Below are 22,327 nucleotides of genomic sequence, written 5' to 3' on the forward strand. Positions count from 1 at the left end.
ATAAATATAACTAACGCAAATACCGAGCCACATTCACCTTATGTTGATCAAAATTCTTAGCGTAATAAAAGTTTCCTTCCTTGTCGGTAATATAGAACAAATAATCGGTCTCAGCCGGAAAAAGTACCGCCTCAATCGCCTTTAAACCTGGATTACCAATCGGTGTTGGCGGCAAACCAGCATTTAGATAAGTATTATAAGGCGATTCAATTTTCAGATCTTCAGCTGTTAGTTCGGATAGTGGTTTATGCAAAATGTATTCAATTGAAGCATCGGCTTGTAGTGGCATATTTATCGCCAGACGATTTTGTAGGATACTAGAAACCATCCGCATACTTTCTTCATCATTAGCCTCTCTCTCAATAATTGAAGCTAAAATCAGCACCTCGTCCAAGGTCAGTGTATTGTCGGCCAGCCGGGTTTCGTAAGGTTTAATTTTTTCATCAAAGGTTTTAAGGGTCAGATCAAGCAAATCTTCTTCGCTAAAATCCGCTGGTACCATGTATGTCTCAGGAAAAACCTTCCCCTCAAAGGGCAAAGCGATCTCAATAAACTTATCTTGATCAAAGTTAGACAAAACATCTTTCGCTCGAATCGCTAAACTTTGTACACTTTCTCCTTCAACATGGGTTAACTTTAAGAGATTGTGAGTATAGTGCCCCTCGGCCAACTCTACTATCAACTGACCAAGTGGTAACGGCTCCGAAAACGAATAGTCACTAGCCTTTAGAGATGTATCGCTTTGAAATAATTTAAAGTACACATAAAAAGCTAATTTCGACTTAATCATGTGATTCTCCTTCATTATCTCTGCCACTTCAGCAACAGTAGCTCCGTTTGGTATGGTAATAATGGTATCAGTTGGAAAGCTATGCGGTGGCTGCTTTACATAATAACAACCAGCAACGGTTGCGGTCAGTAAAACGAATAAGAAAAAAAGCCAGAGACTAACTCTTCTTTTTGTTTTTGCGGTCTCACCTGGTGATTCAACCCCTTCTTCCATTGATGGTGTGTCGTCAATCATGCGTATAAATCTAGTCTAACAGAAAAAAGTATAGCACAAGCTTTTTGGTAAACCGACTTTAAATATCTGTCATAATTCCGGTTGGCAAGTTAGACGGAGCCTCTTTTCGAGTCGAAACTATACGCGGCATCGTCGGAGTGACTACCGCTCGGCCCGGGATATGAAACATGGTAGCTAATTCTTCGACTGACATGACCTTCATCTTATCAACAAATTTCTTTTTATCACGAGTAGTGTACTCTCTGAGTTTATATTCTTTAACCTCCTCCTTGCGCCAACGCCTAAGACGGCTGCCAGTAAAATCAGAAATAAACTTATAGTCAAAATCACTACGCCACCGTACCCCTACGCCATTTCGATTTAGAATATCGTACTGTGAAAAAGTTCTAATCAAGGGCCCAATCATTTGTCCATCAAACTTTCCTTTCTCAGCTAGATAAATCCAACGTATTCCCACCTCATAAGCATACTTGCCAACATTACGCTCAATCGCCGCAATCTTGTCTTTTTCACCCGCCGTCAGCATAACTTGCCTTTCTCCCTCATCTTGATCAAAAGCAACCTTTTTATTGCGCTGCATTATCTCATTTACCTTATCCACCGCTTTAGCTTCCCAAGTACCAGAAGAGTAGCGGTAACCAGACTTTAGATCCTTTTTAACATGAGGTATAGCCAAAAACTGTACCCAGATTCGGTCGTGTGGCTTCGCTTTACCTAGAAGTTCAATCATTGGGGCCATTGGCTCAAATTTTTCCTCTTCTTTCGGCATCTTGTCTAGCCCATAATCAATATAAGTTTTGATTGGTAAGACTTCATCCTCTTTCTTACCCATATGAAAAACAATCATCTCATATTTCTCCGGATCCCAGACTATTTCATCCGTATAATCCAGCTGCTCCTCCACCACCTCAATACCAGGATACTGGGCATAAAGCTGCGCCTCTACCGCATTCTTTATTTTTACCGTCGGTACATTTATGTAAAATCTAACTTCCCCACCAATTGAAGCCAACTCAAAACTAAAAGGTAGAGCATGCTTTCCGCTGAGATATGATTCCATCAGGTTATCAGGGTAATTACCGGCGTGGATTTGTGACATCACGCTTTCCATTGCCTCCGGTGATTTTAGAACTTCTTGCGGCAGATGGATACGTAAAGTAGAGCGGCCATTGTTGATCACAAACTTCAAGCGAACATACTTAATCCACTCATCGTAAGTAATATAAAATAGAGCAACAGGTAACAAAATTGGCGTCAAAGCCAGAATAATGGATATAACAGGAGCGAACTGTACACCCATAACTGAAAATGTCTTGTAAATAATATATAAGCCCACAAAGAAAAAAAGCGGACCCGCCATTGCGCCAAAAATAGTTTTGAAGAAATCTGCCATGTAGTCCTTATTGTACTACACTAAAACACCCACAAGTATTGCTCTTGTGGGTGTTTTAAGATTTATTTACTTATAACTTATTCAGCCAAAGTATAAGTACCGTTAGATAAACGTCGGAAAAGATTTGTATCCTGCAGATTAACCACAATTGTGTTGTCCTTTACGTATCGCTCTTTTCGTACCTTATCAATCAATTCCTCTCTAGACAACGGACCTTCCTGCGCTAATATTTCGCGAAGGACATCCTTCACCACTCCGGCGGTATAACCCCATTCAGTTAGAGCATAGAGACCGCGACCAACCAAAACAAATCGCTTATCCTTGATTAGCTCATTATGAGTCGTAGCTACGTGAGCCTTGTGATTGAATAGATTATCAATAGATTCAGCCACTTCTCTAAAGTGCATTGGTGAACCGTGCCGCTTTACCGCTAAGTAAGCATAGTCACGAATACCCTTCACTCGGACATTTGGACTATCTACTAGTCCCCAGTCTCCAAGTGGATTACGTCCGATTTGCTTTGAAACTAGTAACCAACGACGAAGTACTTCTTCATCATCCTGCTTCACAAGGTCAGCCAACTCGGCCTTAAACCGATTCAGAATTTCTTGTTCGCTAATAAGTTCATCACGCTTCAAGGTAGAGTAGACATTCTTCAGAGCCTTCTCAACACTATCAGCCACCTTACGCTCGGTGAACCAACGATGCATGTACTCAGAATTCTCTTTTCCACGATAGAACGGATCACCTACCACTAGTAAAAAGTAAAGATGGTTACGAGTAATCGGGTCATTTGTAAGTTCATCCAGCAGTACATTTTCAGCAATAAAACCACCGCCCAATTTATCAATCAGGTTCTGCATTTCTAAAAATAGATCATAGTGCTTCTTGTACTCTTCAGAGCGCTGAATAGACTGAATTCCGTAGTTCTCAATCTGTCGCACCCGCTCGCGAGTAATGCCATATGACTGTCCAATTGCTTCTAAAGTTGAAGTTTCACCGCTAGGACCAAGCCCGTAACGCTTTGTTAATACATCATTAGCACGCTCCGGCAATACGCCAAGCAACGCTTTTGTTATTTGTTTTGGTTTAAATGAAATCATAATTTTTAAATATTTCTATTGAATCCCTCAATGCGTTGGCATATTTATAACATGACTCTTCAAATAGGTCAAACTTTTTCTCGACAGTCTGATCAGAGACCTTGTCAGACCGTAATATTGTGGTATTGTCTTTAGCAAATAGTTGTTTATATTTTGAATTTTTGAGAGGAAAATACAGATGAAAACAGTAATAATAGTGGCAGTACTTTTTCTGTGCGTTCTGGGGCCAGTATATGCAGTTGATAGCGAGATTGACCAGAAAGTATATCTAGCTGAAATGCTAACAACCCTGAAAGAAGCCCGTAATGGCTCAGACGTAGCCAATAACATCGCCACGCTAGAAAATGAAATTAGCGCAGGCAGATTAACCCATGAAGAACTAGATTCATCGGTTGAAGAATTTGTAAGGATAAAAAATTATATCTGCACAACGGAACCCAAGATATTGGTCGAAATAATAGCAAAAACTTATCAACCACTAAATCATATTCATCGATTGAGTACACTACTAGTGAGGTGTAATCTGAACTATTCAACCACAGAAAATGACTCAGCGAAAATAAATTACTATAGTGACATCTACCCGCATGAAAAACGTGGCTATATGGTACTGGCTCTAGAAGCCATTAATCGATATAAAGCCACTAACTTGAATGTTTATTGGTATGAATACCATAAACATAAACGTGCCGGAGGCTTCACAGACGAAGAGTTTAAAAAGTTCCGAACAGTACCTTGGGATTTTAAAAACCAAAGTCTTTAATCAACTTTATAAAACCACTGCAATATTGAGTGGTTTTGTTTTTAGCGAATGCATATTGAACCAATTTAATCAGCCGGCAAAGACGAAGTCTTTGCCGGCTGATTACCCCTTTTTCCACCACATCTTACCCCTACTTCACCACCACATTCACAATTCTGCCCGGTACGTAGATAAACTTAACCATCTCCCTCCCTGCCAAGTGTTTTTGTAACCCTTCGCTAGCTTCCACCGCTTTTTTAACTTCTTCCTCACTCGCGGTCGGCGAAATAGTCACTTGTCCGCGTAACTTACCGTTAATCTGCACCCCTAAGGTCACCTCTTTGTCCACCACCAACTTTTCATCAGCTATCGGATAGCTATCTGTATGTACCGAATCTCCTTTCCCTTCCGGTCGCCATAACTCATCCACCACATGCGGTGCAAACGGAGCCATAAGCTTAAGGAAAGTCAGATAAGAATCCTTAGTCAAACCAGCCTTTTCCGTGTGATTTACAAATACCATCATGGCGCTGATGGCCGTATTGAACTTATAATTTTCAATATCTTCCCTCACTTTCTTGATGGTTTTATGCAGTAGTTTAGTAGTCTTTTCATCTTCATTGTCTTTGATATGTTCATCAAGACCGTAGACTCGCTCCAAAAAGCGCCTAATACCAGCAATCCCCCCTAGGTCAAATGGGTAATTCGCTCCCTCATACGGCCCCATAAAAGCTAGGTACATTTTGACTGTATCAGCTCCCACTCTAGCCACTTGCTCATCTGGGTCAATCACATTTCCTTTACTCTTACTCATCTTATTACCATCAGGACCAAGGATAAGTCCACGATTCACTCGCCGCTTGTACGGTTCTTTTTCGGTCACTAACTCAAGGTCACATAAAGCCTTTTGCCAAAAACGTGAGTACAGTAAGTGCATAGTAGTGTGCTCCGCTCCACCAAAATACAGATCGATCGGCATCCATTCTTTCTGTCTTTCTAGTGACGACAATGCATCATCATTTTTGTTATCCAAGTAGCGCAAGAAATACCAAGACGAATCCACAAACGTATCCATCGTCTCTACTTCCGGTGTCCAACCCTTGCCAAAGATTTCTTCCGTTCGTTTTTTCAAAGCCTCACTCTTAGCTAGAGGTGGTTCACCAGTTGGGGTAAAGTCCACATCTTCAGGCAAAGTCCACGGTAAGTGCTCCTTTGGTATCACATGCGCCTTACCAGTCGGGTCATACACAATCGGAATCGGTACTCCCCAATAACGCTGTCGCCCAATAGACCAGTCGCGTAAGCGATAGGTAGAAGTCATCCGTCCGCCCACTTTCTCGGTAATGGCTAATTTCGCTTCTTCGGAGTCCATTTCGTTAAATTCGTCTGAAGAATTAATTATCTTACCTACTCCTGAATATCCTCTCCATTGCCCCTTCCAGTTTATATCTGTAGAGTACTCTAAATATTCTTGATACCATTTCTTATTATCTCTATCTATCGCCTCCTCTAAAGTCTGCCCATCTTCAATCCTATGTACAGTTTTACTGAAGAAATCCCTTTTAAATTCGGCCAGTGAATTTGGTTTTATTACATAAATGAGACCAGGATGTTTCCCTGATTGTGAAGTAACAATTTTATCGGCAAATTGACGATCCCGCTCATCATGCGCTGGTACCGCCATAATCGCTCCGGTACCATAGCCACCGAGCACGTAGTCGGCAATATAGACTGGTATTTCTTCCCCGCTGGCTGGATTGGTCGCCATAATTCCCTCTAGCTTCACGCCGGTCTTTTCCTTGGTGTTATCCAGTCTGTCCTGCTCATCTTTCTGTTTCGTCGCTTTTATGTAAGCTTCCACCTCACTCCAGTTCTTGACCTTGTCTTTATTTTTTTCTACCAGCGCGTGCTCTGGCGCTAGCACCATATAAGTCGCTCCATAAAGTGTGTCAGGACGAGTGGTAAAGACAGTTACTTTCGGCTCAAACACTTTTTCGATAGCGTCAGTAATCGGTCTAAGCTCCATTAGTTCCTCTTCTTCATTATGAGTAAGGGCATGCTTTCCGGTCGCCTTGGCTTTGTAAAGAGCGCGGACTGGCAGATACGGGTCATAGTCACCTACTGCCTGGTCAGTCAAAATCACCGGCCGCACCCCTTCCGACATATACACACGTCCGTCCATTACCAGGCAAAGGGCATTTTTCCATTCTGCCTCTACTTCTCCACCATGTTTCTTAGCAATCTCCGCATAATAAGCCACCATCTTTTCTCCCACTTCTTCGATGGTAAGAGTCTTTTCATCTATACCAGCCAAAGCATTCCGCTTCACTGTCACCGGATCAAGCTCCTCACCGGCCACAAAAAAGCCTGTATCATCCGCCAAAACCGGCAGGTCAGTCAGCTTAGCAAAGTGCAAAGCTTTCTTCTTAGCATTTAAAGCCAAGTCATTCTCGTCTTCCACAACTTCAGTATCAGTAATTCCCGCTTCTTCCGGCGACACCAAAGTAATATCCAAATTAGTCTCAGTCACCAACTTACGCATACGCGCCAGCTTGCCTTTGTTATTAGAAGCAAACAGCACTTGCCCACTATAAGTTGGTAGGTTTAGCTTAAAATCAATCTCCGCTCCCTTACTCCTTCCTATCCACTGCCTTTGCGCTTCTTTAATGTGTTCCGGCCAGTCAATTTGATCCAAGTCATCTACCAGCCTATCGGCGTACTTAGTGATCTTTAGCATCCATTGTGGCATTTCTTTCTTTTCAATCTTGTGTCCACAACGCTCGCACTCGTCACCATCTTTCCCGGCTATCACTTGCTCATTGGCAATCACTGTATTACACCCTGGACACCAATTCACCTTACCTTTCCCACGGTAAGCAATACCGTTTTCAAAAAATTGCGTAAACATCCACTGGGTCCACTTATAGTATTCAGGGTCAGTGGAGCTTGTAGTCTTATCCCAAGAAAAAGCATTACCCATGCTCTTCAGCTGGTTTTTCATGTAGGCAATGTTGTCGTTGGTCCAACCTTTTGGATCCAGTCCACGTTTGATCGCCGCGTTTTCCGCCGGCAAACCAAAAGCATCAAACCCCATTGGGAATAGCACCTGCTTACCATTCATTCTTTGGTAACGCACATAAATATCCGGCACCGCAAAAGCATACCAGTGTCCGATATGGAGATTTCCGGACGGATAAGGCCACTCTACCAGCACATATTCTTTCTCTTTACCGGTATCGCGCTCGCCAACGTTATAAATCCCCTTTTCTTCCCAAATTTCCTGCCACTTCTTTTCAATGGCACTTGAATCAAATTTTTTATGCATAAGCTTGGGTTAAAGTATGACATATAGTAGGCCGTTAAGCCAAACCTTGACTTATTTGCTTTTTATTATATTGTACCAAGTAGAAATTTGAATAACTAACCTATTTCTAAAGGAGCAGGTTATGAAGTACCTTAAAATTTTTGTTTTTCTTTTGCTGGTGTTTATAGCTGTAGCAAATTTTACTTCCAAAGAAACACAAGATTGTTCCACTATAGACTATACGAATTATTATAATTTTGCGCAAAATAATTGTACACTAACAACCACTCAAACAGTTTTTGGGAATTACTTTGCGGAGAATATCCCAGACAAGCAAATGCCTTTAATTAGATCTTTAATACCAACGATTATAATCTGTGTATTAATTTCTAGTTTTTTGGAAAAAGGTATTACATCTCCATATATTAGATATGCCACTATAAACATATCTGCAGGTGTTATTTTTGCCAGTCTTATAGGTGCAATTACAGACGGATACACCGGCGGTGTAGTTGGTGCTATTGTCATTTTATTTTTAGGGTTAATTGTTTTAGAGCTTATTCCGGGCTTAGCTGGTGCGATCGCTGGTCTATTTGCTGCCAGTTTAACCGCAGTATTTGCAGGTGAATACGGCTTAACTGCCCCCATCACCCTGGAATGGATAGTGTTTTGCTTGAGTATGGTTCTCCTCGAACAGTTAATTGTGTTTGGAAGAATCAAATACCAACAAATCAAACAAGTTAAAATACAAACTTAAAAAGTTAATTTTAACCAAAAAGTCGTCACAGCAACACTGTGACGACTTTTTCTTTTTCCATAGCCCTTTTTCTAAATAATTTTTGAATCAATTTTTTTATGCATAAGCTTATTTACAAAGACAGTATGCCACAAATACTTTAAGTCACTAACGACAGCCATCATCATTCAATCCACCCGGAAATTCTTCATTATATTTTTCCAAAAAAGTAACAGCGTCTGACGATATCTTTATATCACCATTAGATGTATCCAATATTTTCATATAATCATTACCATCATTTTTTATTGACCGATCGAGATTAAGTACAGTATGCAGTGAGTTAATAGCCCTAACATATTCTTCTTTTCTGTTTCTAGTAAGAACATCGTAAAGTTTTTCAGCACTTTCTCTACGTACTCTGTTTCTATTGTAATTCAAACTAGAACTTTTCAATTCATTAATTCTTTTTTCTGACGTGCTTATCATAGACAATAGCCCCTCTTGTACCCTTATGTTTTCATATATCTCCAAACTTGTTGCGGTTTTAGTTTTTTGTTTTTCTTTTTCGCTTTCTTTAGTCATATAAAGCAAAAATTTCTCATACCATAAAACTAAATATGGCATAATGGCCAAATATAATCCAGCAATAATAATTGGTCCTAAGAAAAAGTACAATATATTATCTATGCTATTTAGAGCTAAATCTACTCTAGATAAGTCTGATTTTGTATCGAAAGGCAGTAAAAGATAGTAGAAAAATTGCCAATTATAAATTACAAAAACCGTAATAAAAGTGATAGATATGGGGTTATCTATTCTTTTTGTAAAAGTTTTTATCAAATCAGAATCTTTATCCATCTTTCTACTTAATTATTTAACGCACTGGTTTTATTATTGTTGGATCAACTGTTTCTGACAATTCTCCTATCACCCTCAGAAAACAATAATACCCCGCTTCATGGTCCCAGTTGTTTGGGTTTTTAATCATAGTTACCCCATCTGGATAAAGTGGCGCAGCGTAGCGGAATTCCGCACTTAAGCCATTTTGAGTTGCTTCCGCAAACTCCGCACAGAGCTTAAAGCCTTCGTCGGTTAACTCGTAACTGTAATCTTTACGCCCTTCTGATGCTACCGGCACTTCCACTCCGACATAAGCACTTTCGATTGACTGCGGTAATTCATTATTAGCTCGCAAATAGTCTTCAATCCGGAATTGCATATCCTGGAGATCAGTTAATTGCTTTTCATCTATTTTTAGTTCTCGCACCTCAGTCGGAGTTTCGATATAAGAAAAACCGGTCAATAAAGTCGCTAAGACAATTGCCGACATTCCGACCCCGTAATAAATTGATACTTTCTCCCGAGTCAACCAATAGCCGCGAGCGTCTTGGAGATAGTAATAGAAAGCGGCCCCCACAATCAAAAGTAAGGCACCGGCTTTTAAGACAAAGCGGGTAGTAATTTCTCCATTAAGAAAAGCGAGAATTACCGCCACCAAATCACCAAGAAGAACTCCGCCACCAATAAGTAACGATAGGTAAATGAGCCACTTAGTAAAGCCAAGATAACTACTACTAGTTTCCTGTCGACGGTTTTTATTTACCCTTCTAGTTAAAATAATGTAGGTTGGGAAAAACACGATCAACATCGCGATTCCCCAACGCACCGCATCGCGATAGCTTTCAATCTGCCAGTAGCTATCGACCGCATCCGGATAGATAAGATTGATAATATTAAAATGTAATACTAATAAAAAAGCGATTGATAAATAAAGGGTAATCAAAGACCCAAGTTGTAGCACAAAGTGCTTAGCGGTATGATTTTCCATATACTATATAGTATGCGCTTTTTTACAGATTCGTAAAGACTTTTAATGAAACTCACGCAAATTTAATCAGTATAAAAAATAACCGAGGAACGACCTTTTCCCGTCGCTGTCGCTCCTCTTTAAGGTCGCACCTCCGTTATTTTTTGCTCTTTTTAATTTAATTAGTACAAACACTCCAATATATGTAATAATATACCTCTATGAAACCAGAAGATTTGAAAAAAGCCCCGAAGCTGTTTTGTGAGAGCATTAATGTTGGATTTACCCCAGAGTATTTTGTCATGGCTTTGAGCTCAGGCAACCAAGGTACCATTTATTCACTTACTCCGCAGCATGTCAAGAGACTAAAGCAGTATCTCACCCACCAACTAGCCGAGTATGAAAAGGAACACGGAGAAATTACTGCCGAATGGAACCCAAATGTAGTTAGCCCGGTGCAGAATATGAATCCACCAAGTAATTTGAGTTAGTTAGAAATCTAATTTTATCAAAAGAAATAGAATAAGAAAAACAAATCCAGGGTTTACCATTTACAAAATGTACATTCATGTTATATTTTGAATGTTCAATATTATAAAGTTCACTACAGAAGGAGGAAGCTCAATGAAACTTTATAAGATAACCACCGTAGTTCTTAGGACAGTATTCGTTCTTTTACTAATATTGGTTTTAACCGCTGTAGCGACAGCAATACATTCAGAAAATGTTACTCTTTCAGGATTATTACCAGGTATAATAATTACACTTGGAGTCCTTATAGCCTTAAGTACAAATAGCTCAAGCTTTTATTCTAAACTTGAGGTGGGTTCTTTAGATAATTCTTCGACTATTACCATACTATCCAGTCTGTCAACAGTAATACTGTCTGTCATATTATTTAAAAATGTCTGGATAGCTACAATTATCGGAGTAGCAGTTGGAGGATATGTTGGAAAAAATGTCTCCAGGGACAAATATCAACTCCGAGAGTTTAATTATTTTCTGTGTATTCATGATTCAAAGTCACCACAATGGTCATTTCATGGTCGTGCCGCTAGTTTTTTTGATGATATGTTGACAGGAATAATATGCGGAGCAACAACAGGGCTTGTTTTAGGTTTCTACGAGTTCGATAGTGATTGGACTTACTATTGGATTCTTTCCTGTGTAATCATCTCTGTATATGGATCACTGATAAGAATGATTTGTAAATTCTTCAACATAGAAATAGAAACGGTCACAATTAACTTATCTGAAAAACTATAACAGTTTCTCAAAATAAAAAGCATCTCTTTTTTGAGGTGCTTTTTTAATTTTTATATCAAAAACTCAATCACATCACCGTCTTGTACCACATGCTCCTTGCCTTCGGTGCGGAGATTAAAACAAACTAACCCCTAAAAAGACCGTTATTAGAAGCATAGCTATAATACCTATTACGTCAGCGGTCTTTTTAGACAACCTTCCCAAGACTTTTTTACCAAATAAAGTAGCAACTGTTATAATTGGAACAATGTATACAATAGGTATTACTTGATCTAAAGTTAGTTGTTCTGTCTCTAGACGCACAAGGAAGGCAAGGGACAGAACAACGAAACTTATGAGAGATGTTGTGCCATGCATTTGCTGCAAGCTAATGTTTTCAGACAATAAATACACTTTTCGCAACGCACCACCCGCACCAAGTCCAGTACCCTGCATAAAACCTGAAATTATACTTACTATCACTAAAGTTGGTTCATGTATATTTTTACGTCTCTCTTGTACATTGTACATTTCATATATTTTCTTAAGGAGAAAATAAGCTGACATAATGAATATCAGTACAAGTAGCATCATTGATGAAACAAGACTGACAACATAAGTACCGATCATTGCCATAACTATCGATATTGGTAACATCTTTTTTATATATTTCGGCAAAACATCTTTTCGGAAGACTATTGTTTTTACCAAACTATTCACCATAAAAAAGAACGCCACTAGACCTATAGCTGTATGTGGCTCAACAATAAGTGATAACAAAGGATTTAAAACCACCGCCGCCGACATTGGTACAACCACAAAAAAGAACGAGGAAAAGCCAAGTAGTATATATACCAAAATTTCCGTGTTCATAATTATTAGTTTAGTATAACAGCAAAGGAGCCAGTAAAGTGATCTATAAATCGTCTTATATCAAAAACTCAATCACATCACCGTCTTGTACCACGTACTCCTTGCCTTCGGTGCGAAGCTTGCCTTGCTCGCGGGCCTTAGCGAGCGAGCCTGCTTGCACCAAGTCATCAAAAGTCACTACTTGCGCGCGGATGTATTTTTTCTCAAAGTCAGTATGAATAGCAGCAGCAGCCTTAGGTCCTAGTGAGCCAATTGGCACAGTCCAAGCTCTGGTTTCTTTTTCACCAGTCGTGAAGTAACTCATTAGTCCCAATCGGTGGTAACAAGCGCGGATTAGACTCTCTACCCCACTATCCTGCGCCCCATACTCACGACGGAAATCATTCTTTTCTTCTTCGGACATATCGCGAAGTTCATGCTCCATACCAGCATCTACCACCACATACTCCGCTCCGGTTGCCTCAAAGAAATGAAGAAGTTCCTGCCACCGATCATCATTTTGCTCATCAAGATTATAAGCGTCGGTCTTTTTGTTACAAACATACAAGAAAGGCTTCATAGTGAGAAGGTGTAGATGTCTCACAATCTTTTTCTCATCATCTGACATCTCAAGTGAGTTAGCCAAGCTACCAGCCTCTAGGTGCGGCAAGAGTCTAGTAAGAAGATCCTTCTCCGCTACTGCTTCTTTATCACCTCGCTTAGCATCACGCTCGACATTTCCCAATCTCTTACTCACCGTCTCAGCGTCAGCCAAAATAAGCTCAAGATTGATTACTTCAATATCAGAAAGTGGATTTACTCCCCCTGACACATGATGCACATCGCTATCTTCAAATATACGCACCACTTCCGCAATCATATCGGTCTCGCGAATATTGGCCAAGAATTTGTTACCAAGACCTTCACCGGCTGATGCTCCCTGCACCAAACCGGCAATATCAACAAACTCCACCACCGCTGGGATAATTTCTGATGAACCCGAAATAGCAGATAAGGTCGCTAAACGACTGTCGGGTACTGCTACCAAACCCACCGTTGGGTCAATAGTAGCAAACGGATAATTAGCAATCAGCACCTCATTTTTAGTGAGGGCGGTAAATAAAGTGGACTTCCCAACATTTGGTAACCCGACAATTCCAACAGATAATGACATATGGTGGCTAGCGTAACATTTTAATTATAAATTTACTATAAATCTTCTTTTTTTTCTTTTAATTCTTCAGATTTAAGGCGACTGCCGTACATAAAAACCCAAACCAGTCCAGCAACTGTTCCTGTACCCATAATACTTCCCGCCACCGGATTACCAAAAACTCCAATTATAGCCGATACCGACAAACCAACAATTGCAATTATAAAACCAAGTATTTGACCCCATTTTGAACGGTGTATGTCAGACTCGATTACTTTCTTTTCAAGATCGCGTCTATGTGAAGATTGTTCTTCAGCCATTTTTATAATCCTTTCCGCCGCTCCAGGGGAAACTTCTTCAAATCTATGTAACACATCAGGGTGCGGTAACGGACCAGAAAATGAATGCCTTACGTGTTGCTTGTGGACCACAACCCCTCTTTCATCTGGTGAGTTATCAAACGAATGGGGTACAGATCTAACTGTTTTTTGACTTTTTTTCTTTTTGCTCATAGCTTTTAATGGATTTGCTTAAATCTTCACCTACAGCCATCCAATCGTTTTTTAGAGCAATAATATCAGCTTCTCTTTCAGACATTGATTCATTATATCTTTGCATTGTAGCCCCAATGTCTACAACACTACCCATCCCCTCAATCAGTGACGGTTCAGCAAAAAGACTCCCGAATACATAGCGACGTTTCATTATACACTCATGTTAACAAACAAGGTATTACAAAGCAAATGATCAGACCTAAAACGGCAACAAACTTCGCTCGTATTCACAAAATACTACATCGCTTGAGTCGATACCTAAGCGGTTAGCAAACTCCTGTCTAGCGATTTCGCGATTACCAACCATATCGACAAGACCAGCGTCAACCGCTTTAGCTCCCGGCATGGTCGAACCATCAGCCAGCTCTTGGACATTTTCTACTGAGAGCCCACGGAGATCAGCGACCTGTCGCACAAATTCGTTATGGATTATCTCCAAATCAGCTTCAAACTTTTCTCTTTCTGCATCAGTCAAGGGTTTGTTTGGATTACCGGCATCTTTAAACTCACCCGTTGATAACTCCACAAAAGTCAGTCCTTTCTTTTCATTCTTTTTAGAATTTTCTACATAGGACATAGTGACCCCAATACTACCGACATCTGACATAGCTGAAGCAATGATCTTATTAGAACCAGCCGCTACCAAGTAGCCACCAGAAGCCCCGATATCACCAATCAAACTAATGGTTGGCAATGAAGTAGACCGTATCATTTGACTAATCTGCTCGGCCGCCACTGGTGTGCCACCAGGAGAATTTATTTCAAGTAATAATCCGTCAACTCCAAGGTCTTTTTCGGCGCTAGCAATAAAATCACGCACCATACCCGGTGTCGTGACTAAACCATAGTCTTCGAACCCATTGTATGGCAATATCACCCCTTCAATCGGCAACACTCCAATGTTACAAAAACCATCACTGATAGTATCAGACCGGTACCACGCATCAGTAATACCCAATATCAAAATGAAGGTTAATAAGACTGCTACCACCCGTAAAAATACCCCAGCCACTTCTCTACCAAATGTTTTTTCCATAATTAACCTATCTTATCATAAATACTAAACACACTCGGCAACAAAACCTTTTATATAGTGTAGAATAAGCGTATCATTATGAAAATTCCGACCCTACCGCTAAAAACGGCTACCACCAAAAAAATTCTGTTTGTTTTTATAGCGGCTACCGGGTTTGTTTTTGTATTTGGCCTTTTCGTCTTACTTTTTACCAAATACATAATCAATCATGAGAATTTTGTACTACTACACCCCAACAAAGACACACAGGGTTTGGGAGCTGATTATTTTCCTATTGGCGTGGACCCAGCCAAAAAAGAAATTGTTGAAAACGCTTCGGTTGACTGGTACGTTGAAAGCTATCTTTCTATTCATGTTGACGAATCACGTAAACAGCGTTTGTTTGACCGTATGGTGGCCGAACTAGCAAAGTGGGATTTCTATCAGCAGTTCGCTTCACCTCGCAGTCGAGTGTTAGTCATTTATCCAGGTGAACGAAAAGAGGAAATTGCGAAAAATTTTGGTGATATCCTAAAGTGGACAAAGTCCGAACGTGAACAGTTCATGGCAGCCGTAGTAGAAGCTGAACCACTTATTAGTGACGGGAAATTCTATCCAGGCAGATACGTAGTAGACATAGATACCTCACCGGAAGTTGTGGCCGAAACTTTAAATAGTCGTTTTGATCACGAAATCGCAGACAAGTACAATCCCGAAATCGCCACCAAGGTTCCCCTTAAAGACGCTCTGACCATAGCCTCCTTATTGGAGCGCGAGGCTTATGACTTTACTGATATGCGCTACATTTCCGGAATCATCTGGAACCGAACTTTTATAAATATGCCACTGCAGCTCGACGCCACCTTGCAATACGTACGTGGTAGCAAACCCAGCGAACCAAAATGGTGGCCGGCCGTCAGACCTAATGATAAGTTTTTATCTTCACCCTACAATACTTATAAAAATACCGGCTTACCACCAGCACCGATTGCCAATCCGTCGGTGGAGGCAGTAGTAGCTGCTTTAAATCCCCGCGCAACTGACTGCTTGTTTTATTTTCATGATAAAAATGGAGAATTTTACTGCTCAGCTACCTATGAAGATCATATTGCTTCACTAAAGAAGGTGTACGGTCGCGGACAATAGAAAACAGCGTAAATTTTGCTTTACTTCACAAAATTTACGCTGTTTGGTTTTATCGATTTCCTCTCCAGCCTGGATTATCCCAAATATGTCTGTTATCAGGTGTTCTATAGAACCCATGATTGCGGGTGTTGACCCCAGGCCTTTTCCTGAATCTAGTTGCTCCTGTGCCTGGGTTGTAATCACCGAAATATTGATTACCACGAACTCCACTGTGATAACCTCCAGGGTTCCCGTATACTTGTCCACCATATCCACCGAACCCTCCATACGGTGCAACCCCAACACATCCAACAAGAAAAGGAAATGCTAATATAATTAAAATCAAAGGAACTTTTTTCATTTTGACCTCCCAGTCAAAAAATGTTAATCAAATTCAATTTAAATAATATCACAAAACACCAAACTTGTCAATAGAAAAGTTCGGTGTTTTGCTAATTCCGCTTGAATTATACCCCTTTTTGTCCTAATTCGACCACTTCTTTTTCCCACTTTTTGCGGGTTTTGTCGTCTACCTTTTCACATGGACCAAAAGCACTAACTGCTGTGCGAATACCGGCAAACTCCATAATTCCGTACTGGATTTCGTTGGTATAATCACCATATTGCCACCACGTCTTAAATGGACTATGTGAACCGGAAAGGATAATCACGCGACCAGTTCTCCCCTTTAAATGTTTTTCTACTTGCTTAGTTTCTTTATTGAAGTTAAAGGCAAACCCGGGAAGCCAAAAACGGTCAAACAAGCCTTTAAGTAAAGCCGGCATGGTACACCACCAATTTGGATAAACAATCACAATATGCTCAGCCCATAAAAACTTCTCTTGTAGATCAACTAAGTCCGGCTCCAATTCCTGAATTTCTTTATAACCCTTATGTAGTATCGGATCAAAACTCAAATCACCCAAATTTACCCGCTGTACATTATGACCCGCTTCTTCCGCTGCCAGCTGGTAATTATCAGTCATTTGTCCACTGTATGATTCTTTGTCAGGGTGTCCGCATAAAACTAAAATATTCTTCGGGTTTTTCATATCTCTCTAGTATAACGGAAAAGGCGCCAGCGTAGCTGGCGCCTTGTTGATTACTTTCGATCTAATTTAATTACGTATTGTTCCGTTAGGGTTAAATCTTCCCTGTGACCCCATCTGCATTTTCATCAACTGCTCCTTCATCTCAGGACTCATTACAGCCATGATCTCTGCTTGATATTTTGGCAGCACTTTTTGAGCAGCTGCCATTTGGTTATTCCCATTTACTTTTAGTTCAGCTTGCATTTCCTTGGCTATTTTTTCAAATAAGGCCGGATCCTTTTCGATCATTTCCATGATCATTTTTTGCTGCTCTTCAGGTACCCCTTTCATCTGTGACTGAAGAACCTTTTTAAGTGCAAATTGTTTTAATTTTCCAAACATAATGTGTCTGATTGTATCACAAATGTCTAATTATTTAGAGTCTTTGTAATTACTTTCTTTTCTGCCACTCTCTACCCTGTCTGACCAGCAGCTCAGATGCTCGTTCTGGCTCCTGCATTATTTCTTCAACAATCCTTTCGGCTCGCACTCCTTGTGAACCCTTAATCAAAATAACATCACCAGGCTTGATAAAAGCTTGTAACTCTCGACCAGCTCTAGCGGCATCGTCGTATTGATAGACCGTTTTGTCACTCAAGCCATTATTTAGAGACGCTTCTGCCATACTCCGCGCCCTGACTCCAACTGTAAACAAGACATCAGCACAGTGTGGCACGAATTCACCTATTTTCTCGTGTTCACGTGCCGAAAATTGACCCAACTCCAACATATCACCTAGTACAGCAATTTTGCGCTTGGCGTAACGAATCTCTTTTAAGGTGGCGAGGGCTTGGACTGTAGCAGCTGGTGATGCGTTGTATGAGTCATCAATAATCACCGTCCCTTTAATACCGGCTAATATATTCATCCGACCAGGTGGAGGCAGATATTCCTCAAGCGCCTTAGCCGCCTCTGCTACTGAGACTCCACACGAAACGGCAGTAGCAATGGCGGCGGCGCATGTATAGACATACTGCACACCAACGGCTCCCGCCACTTTAACTTCATACTTGTCACCAAGATTATCAATCACAAAACTGATTCCGGCTGGTACATCATCCCGATAGTATATCTGGTCTTTCCCAGCTAAAAAATGAGAGCTTAGATAACGACTAAAACCGATTGCTTTATGTCTGAACTCGGGTAACTTTGATTGGATAATTTCATCATCGTGGTTATAAACTATAACCCCTTCCGGATCAAGCGCGTCAACGAGTCTTAATTTTTCTTCAACTACGGCTTCAGGTGAAGCAAAATATTCAACATGTACCGGCACATCAGGCAATCTAGTCAAAACTACAATGTGTGGCTTGAGCCATTTAGTTAAATTTACCATGTCATTTGGCCTATCGATACCAGCTTCGATAATCAAATATTCAGGATAATCCTTAGCAAAAAAGGCAATAAAAAAACCGTCCACTATATTTTTAAGCCACAAAAAAGGATTGTTCCAAGCATTCGGTAAACCAAGGACAGTAAGTGGGACTCCAATTTCAGAATTAAAACTTTTCTCACTTTTCCTGGTCACATAGTGATTTTTTAAGATACTATAGATAGCATCTTTGGCGGCTGTCTTACCGACACTACCTGTTACCGCCACAATTACCGGGCGACGACGATTCAAGAGCCGTTTGGCCTCAAAAGTAAGAATTCTAACAACAACTGATTTCAAAAACTTTTTCATGTTAACGGTCAGGTGGAATGGTGTAATAATTGATTAAAAACTTTGCAATATTCATAAATGGGTCAGTTAAGGTCTCAGACGCATATCTCACCCCCTTTGGTTCTACAGTATACATGAAAACAATAAATTTTGGGTCGAAGGCTGGAAAGTAGCCAAAAAATGAGTGTAAGTAGCGATCATCGTAGTATCCGCCACCGTTAGGATTGGCAATCTGAGCTGTCCCAGTCTTGGCCCCAATGGTATGCTGTGGTAAGGATTTCTTACCATTGGCCAAAGCATCATCGACCACGATTGTAAGCATTCTGGATATTTCTTCACTAGTTCTTTCAGACAAGACCTGATCTCCTTCAGGATACCGAATCTCACGAGTTGTACCATTATCATAGATAACTTCTGAAGCTATATGCGGTGTCACTAATCGTCCTCCATTACCTAAGGTAGCCAAAGCTCTAATCGTCGCAATCGGCGTGAGAGCAATACCTTGGCCAAACGAAGCAGTAGCATATTCAACCTCTCGCGGTGAGTTAAGGTTGTCGACCAATCCATAAACTTCATTGGGTTGATCTATACCAGTCTCACTCCCTAACTTGAAATTAAGAAAATATTCTCGGAACTTATCTTTACCCATTTTCTGAGCTATGTACGAAACACCAGTGTTCAAAGATTGATTTAAAATCTCTTGCATCGGTACAGTACCACGCCCGCGACCATCATAATTGCTTATAGTCATTGAATTAAGAGTGATGGTTCCCGCATCATAATAAGTTGAATCACGAGTAATCACCCCACTATCAAGACCGGCCGCCATGGTTAAGGCTTTTATAGTCGAACCAAACTCATAAACATCTTCAACTAGCGGGTTTCTAAATTGCTCGACCGTAGAAGTTCCACGGTCATTTAGGTTATAACCAGGTACGACATCCATCGCATAGATAGCACCGGTTTTTGGATCCATTATAATGGCACCGGTCATCTTACTTTGATATTTATCGTTAGTTTCCTGCAACTGGGTACTCAGCATTCTGGCCACCACCGGCTCAATTGTCGTCACCACGTCACCCTTGGGTGACTCATCTTTCTCATAGACCGCGCGTCCTAGATTACTAAATATTTCAGCAAAGAAGTTGACTGACTGCACTTCTGTATCATGAAATAAAACTTCATCATAATAACGTTCCAAACCATATTTCCCATGCAGCTCATTTTCTGTCTCAGCACTATAGCCCACAAAGCCAATGGTTCTAGCTACTAAATCGGCACCGGGATAATATCGCCACTGATTGCGATACAACTGTACACCGTCTATATCAAGGTCTGATATCTTATCAGCCACGTCATCTGACAAAGTGGTTTCAATTTCAACATAAGTGCGATCAGGTAAGGTCGCCCGATTTATACAGCGGTCTTTAGAAATAGATAGATAAGGCAATAATTTTTCACAGACGATTGCCGCATCTTGTATCATCTCCGGATTAAATGATAATAAGTAACCAGAGCTAATTGAAGCGGCTGAAACCTTTTCGCCATCCTTGGTCGTAAAATATATTGAGCCACGGGAATACAAATCCTGTTTAGTATGAACATACTGACTCTCCGCTTTTTCTGTATATTCCTCCCCATGAACAACTTGAATCTGATATAGACGAAAAACCAAGACCAGTGCCAAAAAAAGCACTAATCCGGTTATAATGCGAATTCTTAAAACCATTTGCTGTCTCATAGCTTATTCGGAAACAGTATTATATACCAGATTTTGTTCAGACCGACTAACAAATATCTTGTTGTCACTCAATTCAAAATTATCCAAGGTAGCTACCTCTGAACTGATTTCATGACGAGCTTCTATATACGAAGCTTCCAGCTTTGCAATCTGAGAACGAAGTTCATTTAAATCATGTAATGCCTCCTTACGCATCACTACATGCATAACAGATAAGCTTAAAAAATACATATACAAAGCAATACCAACTAAAAACAAACCTACCCCTAAAGACGTGATTAAGTGATTATTCTTGGTGATTACCTTTGTATTCATGCTGTGTTTTGTCTGTTAAAAAAATTTTTCTGATAATTCTTAATTTTGCACTTCGTGCTCTGGGATTTTTGGACAACTCTTCTTCATTGGCTGTGATCGGTTTTTTGACCACTAGTTCAAATTCCTCAGTTTCAGCCAATTCCCTAAATTTGAGCTTTACTATCCGGTCTTCAATCGAATGAAAACTTATGATAGCCAACCTTCCCTCTTGCTCTAGAAAAAACGCAGCTTGATCAACAAATTTTTCTAGAACCTTAAGCTCATCATTAACGGCAATGCGTATCGCTTGGAAACTTTTAGTGGCTGGGTTGATGCTCTTTTTGTAGGCAGATTGTTTTGGTACAGCTTGGGTAATGATTTCAGCCAACTGTCTGGCGGTACTAATCGGAGTTTTTTCGCGAGCCGTTACTATCGCCTTGGCAATTCGTCGAGCAAATCGTTCGTCACCGTATCCGTATAGAACATTCGCCAAATCCTCCTCAGCCCAAGTATTAACCAAGTCATAGGCGGTAAAGATGTTATCTTCCGGCTGACCGTAGGTCATGAGAAGTGGTTCATCCGCTTGAAACGAAAAACCCTTTCCACCACCCTCAAACTGGTCTGTACGCCACCCTAAATCCGCTAAAATTGCGTCAACCTTTTTAATATGTAAAGAACCTAATATTTGTTCTAAATTTGAAAAATTATCATTCACTAGATGAATGACTGGTTTGGTTTCCTCTAATTCCTTTCTTTTGTTTAGAAAGGCAGCTTTGTCGGCATCAATACCAATATATACTCCGTTTTCATCTAAGCTTCTGCAAATTGACAATGCGTGACCTCCGCCACCATAAGTAGCATCGACAACGACACTATCTGGTTTTAGATTGAGAGCCCTGACAGCCTCAGCTTGTAAGACGGTAATATGTTTCTTCATGTCGGTAGTTGTTATAGGACACCTATTTCACCGAGTTTTTCAGCAAGCGAATCGGCTTCGATTTCTATCTTGCGTTTGTACTCAGTCCATCTTTCCTCATCCCAAATTTCGATACGATCATGTATACCTGCAAGCACTACACTTGAATTCAGGTGTGCAAAATCTTTCAAAAAGTCTGGCACGAGAATACGTCCAACTGAATCTACCTCCACCTCTACTGCTCCTGATAAGAAGAATCGATTGAAACTTCTTGTATCCGCCTGTCCGAGTGGCAGTTGACCAATCTTTTCAGTGATCTTCTGCCACTCCCGGAGCGGATATACAAAGAGACAGTTGTCGAGACCTCGGGTTACCACCAGCTTTTTCCCAAGTTCCTTACGCCATTTAGACGGTAAGGACAGCCGTTTCTTAGGATCCAACGTATGCTTGTGTTCGCCGATTAACATATCTCAACTAGTCTATACGATTCTCATCGCACATTCCACTATCTCCCACCACATCTACATTTTACACCACTTCATCCCACCTGCAACTATTTTATATTC

The 22,327-nt window shown here is 40.5% G+C and carries 23 protein-coding genes and 1 pseudogene; 5 read left to right on the forward strand and 19 right to left on the reverse strand.

What is annotated here, in order from left to right:
- Positions 1 to 10 precede the first annotated feature (10 nt).
- The 3 genes from mltG to H6779_00685 form a co-directional block, all read right to left on the reverse strand.
- On the reverse strand, positions 11 to 1,024 hold the full coding sequence (gene mltG / locus H6779_00675) for an endolytic transglycosylase MltG (protein USN87944.1): 1,014 nt from the start codon (positions 1,022 to 1,024) through the stop codon (positions 11 to 13).
- A 58-nt stretch (positions 1,025 to 1,082) separates the two neighbouring features.
- A complete protein-coding gene (locus H6779_00680) occupies positions 1,083 to 2,417 on the reverse strand; it encodes a hypothetical protein (GenBank protein USN87945.1) in 1,335 nt (444 codons plus the stop codon).
- A 77-nt stretch (positions 2,418 to 2,494) separates the two neighbouring features.
- Positions 2,495 to 3,520 (reverse strand): hypothetical protein, encoded by a 1,026-nt coding sequence (locus tag H6779_00685; GenBank protein USN87946.1) that lies wholly within the window; start codon positions 3,518 to 3,520, stop codon positions 2,495 to 2,497.
- 178 nt (positions 3,521 to 3,698) lie between these two features.
- On the opposite strand from H6779_00685, the gene H6779_00690 reads away from it, so the two are divergent.
- Positions 3,699 to 4,283 (forward strand): hypothetical protein, encoded by a 585-nt coding sequence (locus H6779_00690; protein ID USN87947.1) that lies wholly within the window; start codon positions 3,699 to 3,701, stop codon positions 4,281 to 4,283.
- A gap of 130 nt (positions 4,284 to 4,413) precedes the next feature.
- Here H6779_00690 and H6779_00695 read toward each other — a convergent pair whose 3' ends face one another.
- Complete coding sequence (locus H6779_00695) at positions 4,414 to 7,587, reverse strand: leucine--tRNA ligase (protein USN87948.1); 3,174 nt, start codon at positions 7,585 to 7,587, stop codon at positions 4,414 to 4,416.
- A 121-nt stretch (positions 7,588 to 7,708) separates the two neighbouring features.
- On the opposite strand from H6779_00695, the gene H6779_00700 reads away from it, so the two are divergent.
- Positions 7,709 to 8,323: a hypothetical protein gene (locus H6779_00700; protein USN87949.1), complete on the forward strand. Its 615-nt coding sequence runs from the start codon at positions 7,709 to 7,711 to the stop codon at positions 8,321 to 8,323.
- Between the two features lie 147 nt (positions 8,324 to 8,470).
- Here H6779_00700 and H6779_00705 read toward each other — a convergent pair whose 3' ends face one another.
- Together H6779_00705 and H6779_00710 are read right to left on the reverse strand one after the other, a co-directional pair.
- Complete coding sequence (locus tag H6779_00705) at positions 8,471 to 9,163, reverse strand: hypothetical protein (protein USN87950.1); 693 nt, start codon at positions 9,161 to 9,163, stop codon at positions 8,471 to 8,473.
- Positions 9,164 to 9,179: 16 nt separating this feature from the next.
- Positions 9,180 to 10,133 (reverse strand): hypothetical protein, encoded by a 954-nt coding sequence (locus tag H6779_00710; GenBank protein ID USN87951.1) that lies wholly within the window; start codon positions 10,131 to 10,133, stop codon positions 9,180 to 9,182.
- A 200-nt stretch (positions 10,134 to 10,333) separates the two neighbouring features.
- Here H6779_00710 and H6779_00715 point away from each other — a divergent pair, with 200 nt between their 5' ends.
- Both H6779_00715 and H6779_00720 read left to right on the forward strand, forming a co-directional pair.
- Positions 10,334 to 10,603 carry a hypothetical protein gene (locus H6779_00715; protein ID USN87952.1) on the forward strand — a complete coding sequence of 90 codons (270 nt, stop codon included), beginning with the start codon at positions 10,334 to 10,336 and terminating at the stop codon, positions 10,601 to 10,603.
- 91 nt (positions 10,604 to 10,694) lie between these two features.
- Entirely contained in the window at positions 10,695 to 11,378 is a 684-nt protein-coding gene (locus H6779_00720) for a hypothetical protein (GenBank protein ID USN87953.1), read from the forward strand.
- Between the two features lie 50 nt (positions 11,379 to 11,428).
- On the opposite strand, the pseudogene H6779_00725 reads toward H6779_00720, so the two are convergent.
- The 6 genes and pseudogenes from H6779_00725 to sppA form a co-directional block, all read right to left on the reverse strand.
- A pseudogene (locus H6779_00725) lies at positions 11,429 to 11,491 on the reverse strand (DUF933 domain-containing protein).
- 1 nt (position 11,492) lies between these two features.
- Entirely contained in the window at positions 11,493 to 12,230 is a 738-nt protein-coding gene (locus H6779_00730; GenBank protein USN87954.1) for a sulfite exporter TauE/SafE family protein, read from the reverse strand.
- 55 nt (positions 12,231 to 12,285) lie between these two features.
- Positions 12,286 to 13,383, reverse strand: a complete 1,098-nt coding sequence (ychF, locus tag H6779_00735; GenBank protein USN87955.1) for a redox-regulated ATPase YchF — start codon at positions 13,381 to 13,383, stop codon at positions 12,286 to 12,288.
- Between the two features lie 35 nt (positions 13,384 to 13,418).
- Positions 13,419 to 13,874: a DUF2335 domain-containing protein gene (locus H6779_00740; GenBank protein ID USN87956.1), complete on the reverse strand. Its 456-nt coding sequence runs from the start codon at positions 13,872 to 13,874 to the stop codon at positions 13,419 to 13,421.
- On the reverse strand, positions 13,840 to 14,067 hold the full coding sequence (locus H6779_00745; GenBank protein ID USN87957.1) for a hypothetical protein: 228 nt from the start codon (positions 14,065 to 14,067) through the stop codon (positions 13,840 to 13,842). The genes H6779_00740 and H6779_00745 overlap by 35 nt, the downstream gene beginning before the upstream one ends.
- Before the next feature lie 48 nt (positions 14,068 to 14,115).
- Positions 14,116 to 14,952 carry a signal peptide peptidase SppA gene (gene sppA / locus H6779_00750; protein USN87958.1) on the reverse strand — a complete coding sequence of 279 codons (837 nt, stop codon included), beginning with the start codon at positions 14,950 to 14,952 and terminating at the stop codon, positions 14,116 to 14,118.
- A gap of 78 nt (positions 14,953 to 15,030) precedes the next feature.
- Between sppA and H6779_00755 the strand changes: the two genes are divergently transcribed.
- Positions 15,031 to 16,077 (forward strand): endolytic transglycosylase MltG, encoded by a 1,047-nt coding sequence (locus H6779_00755; protein ID USN87959.1) that lies wholly within the window; start codon positions 15,031 to 15,033, stop codon positions 16,075 to 16,077.
- Positions 16,078 to 16,523: 446 nt separating this feature from the next.
- Here H6779_00755 and H6779_00760 read toward each other — a convergent pair whose 3' ends face one another.
- The 7 genes from H6779_00760 to mraZ form a co-directional block, all read right to left on the reverse strand.
- Positions 16,524 to 17,108 carry an NAD(P)H-dependent oxidoreductase gene (locus tag H6779_00760; GenBank protein ID USN87960.1) on the reverse strand — a complete coding sequence of 195 codons (585 nt, stop codon included), beginning with the start codon at positions 17,106 to 17,108 and terminating at the stop codon, positions 16,524 to 16,526.
- A 66-nt stretch (positions 17,109 to 17,174) separates the two neighbouring features.
- Complete coding sequence (locus tag H6779_00765) at positions 17,175 to 17,489, reverse strand: hypothetical protein (protein USN87961.1); 315 nt, start codon at positions 17,487 to 17,489, stop codon at positions 17,175 to 17,177.
- 49 nt (positions 17,490 to 17,538) lie between these two features.
- On the reverse strand, positions 17,539 to 18,831 hold the full coding sequence (locus H6779_00770) for a UDP-N-acetylmuramoyl-tripeptide--D-alanyl-D-alanine ligase (GenBank protein USN87962.1): 1,293 nt from the start codon (positions 18,829 to 18,831) through the stop codon (positions 17,539 to 17,541).
- A gap of 1 nt (position 18,832) precedes the next feature.
- Positions 18,833 to 20,551: a penicillin-binding protein 2 gene (locus tag H6779_00775; GenBank protein ID USN87963.1), complete on the reverse strand. Its 1,719-nt coding sequence runs from the start codon at positions 20,549 to 20,551 to the stop codon at positions 18,833 to 18,835.
- 3 nt (positions 20,552 to 20,554) lie between these two features.
- Positions 20,555 to 20,866 carry a hypothetical protein gene (locus H6779_00780; GenBank protein ID USN87964.1) on the reverse strand — a complete coding sequence of 104 codons (312 nt, stop codon included), beginning with the start codon at positions 20,864 to 20,866 and terminating at the stop codon, positions 20,555 to 20,557.
- Positions 20,838 to 21,782, reverse strand: a complete 945-nt coding sequence (gene rsmH / locus H6779_00785; protein USN87965.1) for a 16S rRNA (cytosine(1402)-N(4))-methyltransferase RsmH — start codon at positions 21,780 to 21,782, stop codon at positions 20,838 to 20,840. Before rsmH ends, H6779_00780 begins: the two co-directional genes overlap by 29 nt.
- Positions 21,783 to 21,793: 11 nt before the next feature.
- A complete protein-coding gene (gene mraZ, locus H6779_00790; GenBank protein USN87966.1) occupies positions 21,794 to 22,228 on the reverse strand; it encodes a division/cell wall cluster transcriptional repressor MraZ in 435 nt (144 codons plus the stop codon).
- Between the last annotated feature and the right edge of the window lie 99 nt (positions 22,229 to 22,327).

The sequence above is a fragment of the Candidatus Nomurabacteria bacterium genome (assembly GCA_023898525.1).
Taxonomy (GTDB): domain Bacteria; phylum Patescibacteriota; class Minisyncoccia; order Phycocordibacterales; family UBA918; genus OLB19.

What these genes read in the sequence shown, in the direction of transcription:
- H6779_00690 (USN87947.1), top strand. Translation starts at nt 3,699, where the DNA reads ATGAAAACAGTAATAATAGTGGCAGTACTTTTTCTGTGCGTTCTGGGG.
- H6779_00680 (USN87945.1), bottom strand. Translation starts at nt 2,417, where the DNA reads ATGGCAGATTTCTTCAAAACTATTTTTGGCGCAATGGCGGGTCCGCTT.
- mraZ (USN87966.1), bottom strand. Translation starts at nt 22,228, where the DNA reads ATGTTAATCGGCGAACACAAGCATACGTTGGATCCTAAGAAACGGCTG.
- H6779_00695 (USN87948.1), bottom strand. Translation starts at nt 7,587, where the DNA reads ATGCATAAAAAATTTGATTCAAGTGCCATTGAAAAGAAGTGGCAGGAA.
- H6779_00705 (USN87950.1), bottom strand. Translation starts at nt 9,163, where the DNA reads ATGGATAAAGATTCTGATTTGATAAAAACTTTTACAAAAAGAATAGAT.
- sppA (USN87958.1), bottom strand. Translation starts at nt 14,952, where the DNA reads ATGGAAAAAACATTTGGTAGAGAAGTGGCTGGGGTATTTTTACGGGTG.
- rsmH (USN87965.1), bottom strand. Translation starts at nt 21,782, where the DNA reads ATGAAGAAACATATTACCGTCTTACAAGCTGAGGCTGTCAGGGCTCTC.
- H6779_00775 (USN87963.1), bottom strand. Translation starts at nt 20,551, where the DNA reads ATGAGACAGCAAATGGTTTTAAGAATTCGCATTATAACCGGATTAGTG.
- ychF (USN87955.1), bottom strand. Translation starts at nt 13,383, where the DNA reads ATGTCATTATCTGTTGGAATTGTCGGGTTACCAAATGTTGGGAAGTCC.
- H6779_00760 (USN87960.1), bottom strand. Translation starts at nt 17,108, where the DNA reads ATGAAAAACCCGAAGAATATTTTAGTTTTATGCGGACACCCTGACAAA.
- H6779_00710 (USN87951.1), bottom strand. Translation starts at nt 10,133, where the DNA reads ATGGAAAATCATACCGCTAAGCACTTTGTGCTACAACTTGGGTCTTTG.
- H6779_00715 (USN87952.1), top strand. Translation starts at nt 10,334, where the DNA reads ATGAAACCAGAAGATTTGAAAAAAGCCCCGAAGCTGTTTTGTGAGAGC.
- mltG (USN87944.1), bottom strand. Translation starts at nt 1,024, where the DNA reads ATGATTGACGACACACCATCAATGGAAGAAGGGGTTGAATCACCAGGT.
- H6779_00745 (USN87957.1), bottom strand. Translation starts at nt 14,067, where the DNA reads ATGAAACGTCGCTATGTATTCGGGAGTCTTTTTGCTGAACCGTCACTG.
- H6779_00730 (USN87954.1), bottom strand. Translation starts at nt 12,230, where the DNA reads ATGAACACGGAAATTTTGGTATATATACTACTTGGCTTTTCCTCGTTC.
- H6779_00720 (USN87953.1), top strand. Translation starts at nt 10,695, where the DNA reads ATGTTCAATATTATAAAGTTCACTACAGAAGGAGGAAGCTCAATGAAA.
- H6779_00685 (USN87946.1), bottom strand. Translation starts at nt 3,520, where the DNA reads ATGATTTCATTTAAACCAAAACAAATAACAAAAGCGTTGCTTGGCGTA.
- H6779_00770 (USN87962.1), bottom strand. Translation starts at nt 18,831, where the DNA reads ATGAAAAAGTTTTTGAAATCAGTTGTTGTTAGAATTCTTACTTTTGAG.
- H6779_00780 (USN87964.1), bottom strand. Translation starts at nt 20,866, where the DNA reads ATGAATACAAAGGTAATCACCAAGAATAATCACTTAATCACGTCTTTA.
- H6779_00765 (USN87961.1), bottom strand. Translation starts at nt 17,489, where the DNA reads ATGTTTGGAAAATTAAAACAATTTGCACTTAAAAAGGTTCTTCAGTCA.
- H6779_00740 (USN87956.1), bottom strand. Translation starts at nt 13,874, where the DNA reads ATGAGCAAAAAGAAAAAAAGTCAAAAAACAGTTAGATCTGTACCCCAT.
- H6779_00700 (USN87949.1), top strand. Translation starts at nt 7,709, where the DNA reads ATGAAGTACCTTAAAATTTTTGTTTTTCTTTTGCTGGTGTTTATAGCT.
- H6779_00755 (USN87959.1), top strand. Translation starts at nt 15,031, where the DNA reads ATGAAAATTCCGACCCTACCGCTAAAAACGGCTACCACCAAAAAAATT.